1 protein-coding gene is annotated in these 7,241 nt (G+C 70.0%); it reads right to left on the bottom strand.

Annotated elements, in window-relative coordinates; all coding sequences use genetic code 11:
* The coding region (locus ACWF62_RS20265; protein ID WP_452631198.1) for an amino acid adenylation domain-containing protein at window positions 1–7,241 on the bottom strand (7,241 nt) is incomplete at both ends.

Genomic DNA, 7,241 nt, shown 5'->3' with positions numbered 1-7,241 from the left:
TCGATCCGCTCGGCCGGGTAGGTCGGGTCCACCGGCACAAACGCGGCACCGGTCTTCGCGACCGCCCAGATGCTCAGCACCGATTCGATCGACCGCCGCACCGCGACCGCGACGACCCGCTCGGGTCCGGCGCCGCGACCGATCAGCACCCGAGCCAACCGGGACGACCGCTCGTCGAGCTCTCGGTAGGTCAGCGTCTGCCCCTCGAACGCGAGGGCGACCGCCTCGGGGTCGCGTGAGGCCCCGTGCGCCAACAGCTCCGGAAGAGTGCGCGGATCCGCGTCGGGCGCCCCACGCCTGCTCAGCAGCTGCACCCGTTCGGCGGCGTCGAGAATGTCGATCTCGGCGACCGGCGCCGAGGGACGCGCCACCACGGATTCGAGTACCCGCCGGAATCGGGACACGAACCCGGTGATCGTCGACTCGTCGAACAGGTCCGTCGCATAGGTGAACCCACCGACGATTCCGACAGGCGTGCCGTCCTCGGAGAAGGTCTCCGCGATCGTCACCTGGAGGTCGCACTTGGCGACGTGCTCGTCGAAGTCGAGCGCGGCCACGCTCAGGCCCGCGAAGTCCAGGTCGGACCGACCCGCGTCCTCGATCGCCAGCGCCACCTGGAACAGCGGGTGCCGCGCCTGCGACCGGGCCGGGTTGAGCACCTCCACGAGCCGCTCAAACGGCACATCCGCGTTCCCGAACGCCGCGAGATCCACCTCGCGCGCCTGCCCCAGCAGGTCGGCGAACGAGGCACCGGATTCCACCTGGAGACGGAGGACCAGGGTGTTGACGAACATGCCGACCAGGCCGTCGAGCTCAGCCTCGCCGCGCCCGGCGACCGGGGTACCGACCGCGATATCCGAGGTGCCCGACAACCGGGCGAGCAGCACGGACAGCGCGGAGTGCAGCACCATGAACAGCGTCGAATTGTGCGTGCGGGCAAGCCCGGTCAGCGCCCGGTGCAGTTCGGCGTCGATCGTGAACTTCGCCCTGCTACCGCGGCCGGACGCAACCAGCGCGCGCGGACGGTCGGTCGGCAGGTCCAGCTGCTCGGGGAGTTCCGCGAGCGCACCGGTCCAATGCGAAACCTGCCGGGAGATCAGCGAATCCGGGTCGTCCTCCGACCCGAGCACCTCCCGCTGCCACAGCGTGTAGTCCGCGTACTGCACCGGCAGCGGCGCCCATGCAGGCGCCTCCCCCATGCTCCGCGCCGCGTACGCCAGCAGCACGTCGCGGGTCAGTGGTTCGATCGAGACGCCGTCCGCCGCGATGTGATGCACCACCAGCACCAGCACATGCTCCGGCGTGCCGTCCACACGGAAGAGCCGGGCGCGCACCGGAACCTGCTCGGCGACGTCGAATCCCTCCGACACCACCTCGACCACCCGGTCGAGCAGGATCGACTCGGACACCGTCTCCGGAATGAGATTCAGGAGGGATTCCGACGTCGGCAGCACCACCTGATGACCGACCCCGTCGACCTCCGGGTAGACTGTTCGCAGCACCTCGTGCCGCGCGATCACGTCACCGAACGCCGCGCGGAGCGCCGCCAGATCCAGGTCTCCACCGAGTCGGATCGCGGCGGGAATGTTGTTCACCGCGGAACTCGGGTCGAACCGGTTCAGGAACCACATCCGCTGCTGCGCAAGCGACAGCGGGATGTGGTCCGGGCGCTCCCACACGGTCAGCGGCACCCGGCCGCCCGCGCCCATGTGCGCCCCCACCCGAACCGCGAGCGCCTCCACCGTCGACACCTCGAACAGGGTCCGCACCGGCACGGTCGTGTCCAGCGCCGCACCCAGCCGGGCGGTCACCCGGGTCGCGATCAACGAGTTGCCACCCAACTCGAAGAAGTCGTCGTCCGCTCCGACGCGCTCGACCCCCAACAGGTCCGCGAACGTGGCCGCGATAATCTCCTCGACCGGCGTCGACGGGGCACGGAACGTCTTCGCCTCGAATACCGGCGCCGGCAGCGCCGTGCGGTCCAGCTTTCCGGACGAGTTCACCGGCATCTCGTCGAGCACGACGAACGCCGCAGGAACCATGTAGGACGGCAGACGCGAGGCCAGGTGGGCCTTCAGTCCGGCAATGTCGAGACCTGTCCCCACGAGGTAGGCGACGAGTTGGTCGCCGACCCGCGGGTCCCGGCGCAGCACGACGAGGCACTGGTCGAGTCCGGCGACATCGCGCAGCGTCGACTCGATGTCACCGAGTTCGATCCGGAGACCGCGCAGCTTGACCTGGAAGTCGGTGCGCCCCAGGAATTCCAGCTGACCATAGGTGTTCCAGCGCACCAGGTCACCGGTGCGGTACATGCGCTCACCGGGCTCGCCGAACGGATTCGCGACGAACCGGTCCGAGGTCAGGTCCGCGCGGCCGTGGTAGCCGCGGGCCAGCTGCGCACCTCCGTGGTACAGCTCGCCAGCCACCCCGACTGGGGTCGGCTGCAGGCGCGCATCGAGCACGTACGAGGTGGTGTTCCAGACGCCCCTGCCGATCGGGACCACGGCCGCGTCGCCGATGTCGGAGGCGTCGAAGTGCGTGGTGGTGATCGCGGCCTCGGTCGGGCCGTAGGTGTTCTCGACGGCGGCGCCCCGGGCGGCGGCCCGGCGGGCGGTGCGCGGGGTGAGTTCCTCGCCGCCACCGAGGACGTGCCGCATCGACGCCGGGAGGGTCGAGGAGTCGTCGGGCAGCAGGGCGTCCAGCAGCGACGGAACGAACTCGGCGATCGTCACCGCGTGCTCGTCCACGATCCGGGCGATGTACGCGGGATCGCGATGCCCGTCCGGCCGCAGCACGACCACGGAACCGCCGATCTCGAGAAGCGCGAAGCACTCCCACACCGACACGTCGAACGTGATCGGCGCCTTCTGCATGGTCCGGTCGTCCGAGGTGAGGCCGAAGTGCCCGTGCATCCAACGAGTCTGGTTGGTGATCGCCGCGTGCGAGACGGCCACGCCCTTCGGGCGACCGGTGGATCCCGACGTGTACAGGATGTACGCGGTGTTCGCCGGGCGGAGCGGGGCGAGCCGATCGGCATCGGTGACCGGCGTGCTGGCGTGCGCCGAAAGGTCCAGCCCGTCGAGCTCGACGATATCGGCCGCCGCGGGCAGCGCGGCACCGGTGTCGGCGGTCGTCAGCACGCACACCGGCGCGGAGGAGGCGTGCACGTACTCGATGCGGTCGGCCGGGTGTTCCGGATCGATCGGCACGTACGCGCCGCCCGCCTTCACGATCGCGTACATCGCGACGAGCAGGTCGAACGAACGGTGCAGGCAGAGCCCGACCGCGGTGTCCGGCCCGACTCCCCGCTCGATCAGCGCCCGCGCGAGGCGATTCGCGCGGGCATCGAGTTCGGCGTAGGTGAGTTCGCTGCCCTCGAAGATCAGGGCGACCGCGTCGGGGGTGCGCTCGACCTGCTCGTCGAACAGCGCGACGAGCGTCGTCGGCTCGGTGTGCGCCGCGGTGTCGTTCCACTGCCGCAGCACCCGATCCCGCTCACCATCGGTGAGCAGCGCGAGGTCCCCAACCGGATGGGAGGCATCACTCGTGACGGACTCGAGGATCCTGACGAGTCGCTTGGCGAACGAGGCGATCGTCGACTCGTCGAACAGGTCTGTCGCGTAGGCGAACGATCCGTACATTCCGGCCGCGACGCCGGATTCATCGACCCTCTCACCGAGGGCGAGGTCGAGATCGAACTGGGTGACCGTCACCTCGGTGTTCAGCGCGCGGACCGTCAGGTCGGGCAGTTCGAGGGCGGCCTGCTCCTGGTTGTGCAGCGACAGCGACACCTGAAACAGCGGGTTGTGCGCCTTCGAGCGCACCGGGTTCAGTGCCTCGACGAGCTGCTCGAACGGCACGTCCACGTGACCGAAGGCGCGGATGTCGGCGGAACGGACCACGCCGAGCAGATCGGCGAACGACGCGGACGGGTCGACCTCGGTCCGCAGCACCAGGGTGTTGACGAACATGCCGACCAGGTCGTCCAGCGCTGCCTCGCCGCGCCCGCCGACCGGCGTCCCGATCGCGATGTCCGACTCACCGGACAGGCGCGCCAGCAGGACGGCCAGCGCCGCATGCAGGACCATGAACGGCGTAGCGCCACTGCTGGCAGCGAGGTCGCGCACGCCCCTGCTGAGCCGCTCGTCGATCGTGAAGTCGTACCGGGCGCCCCGCATCGACTGTTCCGCGGGTCGCGGACGATCCGTCGGCAGGTCCAGCGCCGCGGGCAGGTCCGCGAGCTCGTCCATCCAGAAGGCGAGCTGCTGTGCGGCAACACTGGTTTCGTCGTCGGGCGAGCCGAGCACCCGATGCTGCCACAGCGCGTAGTCCGCGTACTGCACCGGAAGCGGCGACCATGCGGGCGCCGACCCCGCCGAACGGGCGGTGTACGCGGTCATGACATCGCGGGCGAGGGGCGCCATCGACAGACCGTCCGCACTGATGTGGTGCACCACCATCACCAGCACCCGGTCCGTCGGGGACACCTCGAACAGCCGGGCACGCACGGGCGGCGCGATCCGCACGTCGAAGCCGCTGGACAGGACCCCGCCTGCCGCAGTGAGGAGGTCCGGTTCCGCGACGAGGGTCGGCGCCAGGTCCAGGTCGATCTCCTCGACCGCGACGATGACCTGGTGCGGCCCCGCCGCGGAGTCCGGGTAGCGGCTGCGCAGCGACTCGTGCCGCTCCAGCACGTCCACGACGGCGGCCTGCAGCGCAGCAACGTCGAGCACACCGGTGAGCCGGATTGCCAACGGAATGTTGTAGGCCGTGGATTCCGGGTCGAACCGGTTGAGGAACCACATCCGCTGCTGCGCCAACGACAGCGGCAGCTGCTCGGGCCGAGTCTGCGCGGTCAGTTCCGGGCGCGCACCGCTGCCCGCCGCCGACGCGACGCGGCCGGCCAGCGATTCGACGGTCGCCGCGTCGAACAGGTCCCGAACAGCCACTCGGGTGTCGAGCGCGGCGCCAAGACGCGCGGTGACCTGCGTCGCGAGCAGCGAGTTGCCACCCAACTCAAAGAAGTCGTCATCGGCACCGACCCGCTCAAGCCCGAGGACCTGCGCGAAGGTGCTCGCGACGATCTCCTCCACCGGCGTCGACGGAGCCCGGTACACCCGAGCCTCAAACACCGGCGCGGGCAACGCCTTCCGATCCAGCTTGCCGACCGGGGTCCGCGGAATCTCGTCCAATACCATGATCGTCGACGGCACCATGTGCGCCGGAAGCGACACGGCGGCGTAGTCCTTGAGCGCGTCGACGTCGAGGGTCGCCCCGTCGACCGGCAGCACGTAGGCCACCAGCACGGTCGCCCCGGCCGGACCCGCATGCCCCTGCGTCGTCGCGAACTCGACACTCGGATGGGAGCCGAGCACCGCGTCGATCTCGCCGAGCTCGATCCGGAACCCACGGACCTTCACCTGGAAATCGGCGCGACCCACATACTCGATCTCGCCACCAACCCACCGGACCAGGTCGCCGGTGCGGTACATCCGCTCACCGGCGGCCCCGTACGGATCGGCAACGAACCGGTCCGCGGTCAGGTCGGGGCGGCCGCGGTAGCCGCGAGCCAAACCCGGCCCGGCGAGGTAGAGCTCTCCGACCACCCCGTCCGGCACAAGTCGCAGTGTGCTGTCCAACACCACCGCCCGCATCCCGTGCACCGGCGGGCCCGCGGTGATCGGCAGGCCCGGCACCAGTGGCCGACTGCTGGTCGCGACGATCGTCGCCTCGGTGGGCCCGTACCCGTTGATGAACGTGCGCTGGTCTGCCCAGCGGGCCATCAGCTCCGGTGGGCACGCCTCACCGCCGACGCCGACCATCCGCACCTCGGGAAGCTCGGCCGGGTCCACCGACGCCAGCGCGGACGGCGTCATGAGCACGTGGCTGACCCGCTCGCGTCGGAGCAGCTCGGTCAGTTCCGCGCCGCCGTAAACCGTGGTGGGGGCGATGACGAGGGTGGCGCCGGGCACCGCGGCCAGCAGCAGTTCGTTGACCGAGATGTCGAAGCTCGGTGATGCGAAGTGCAGCACCCGCGATTCCGCGGTGACCTGGTAGTCCGCATGCTGGTAGGCGCAGAAGTTTGCCAGGCCGGTGTGGCTGACCACCACGCCCTTCGGCTTGCCGGTCGAGCCCGAGGTGTAGATGACGTAGGCCGGGTGCGCCAGCCGCAACGACCGGGTCCGGTCGGCATCGGTGATCGGCGCCGCTGACACCGCCTCGAGCAGCGCAGCACTCTCGTCGAGCACCAGCCAGTGCTCGCCCGGCAGCCGGTCAACGAATTCCGTTGTGGTCAGGCCGATCACCGATTCCGAATCGGTGAGCATGTGATCGATCCGCTCGGCCGGGTAGGTCGGGTCCACCGGCACAAACGCGGCACCGGTCTTCGCGACCGCCCAGATGCTCAGCACCGATTCGATCGACCGGCGCATCGCCACCGCGACGACCCGCTCGGGTCCGGCGCCGTATCCGATCAGCACCCGAGCCAGGCGTGAGGACCGCTCGTCGAGCTCGCGGTAGGTGATAGTGCGCCCCTGGAAGGACAGCGCCACCGCCTCGGGATCCCGCAAGACCCCCTCCCCCAGCAGGTCCGGCAAAGTCCGCGGATCCACACCGGCAGCACCGGACCTCGTAAGGAGGTCTACCCGCTCGGCCGAGTCGAGCAGGTCGATCTCGGCGACCCCAATGGTCGGCCGCGCCACCACCGCCGCGAGCACCCGCCGGAACCGCGACACGAACCCGACGATCGTCGACTCGTCGAACAGATCCGTCGCATAGGTGAAGCCACCGGTCATGCCAGCCGGAGTGCCGTCCGACGCGATCGCCTCGGACAGGCTGACCTGGAGGTCCGCCTTCGCCGGGTGCTCATCGACCTCGACCCCGGAGACGGTGAGGCCGTCGAGGTGAAGTTCGGTCCGGCCCATGTTCTCCAGCGCGAGCGCGACCTGGAAGAGCGGGTGCCGCGCCTGCGACCGGGCCGGGTTGAGCACCTCCACGAGCCGCTCGAACGGCACATCCGCGTTCCCGAACGCCGCGAGATCCACCTCGCGCGCCTGCCCCAGCAGGTCGGTGAACGAGGCACCGGATTCCACCTGGAGACGGAGGACGAGGGTGTTGACGAACATGCCGACCAGGCCGTCGAGCTCGGCCTCGCCGCGCCCGGCGACCGGGGTACCGACCGCGATATCCGAGGTGCCCGACAACCGGGCGAGCAGCACGGACAGCGCGGAGTGCAGCACCAT

It is taken from the genome of Rhodococcus sp. NPDC054953 (assembly GCF_053609225.1).
Note: the sequence above shows the minus strand (reverse complement) of the source record. Positions and strands in the feature narration are given on the sequence as shown.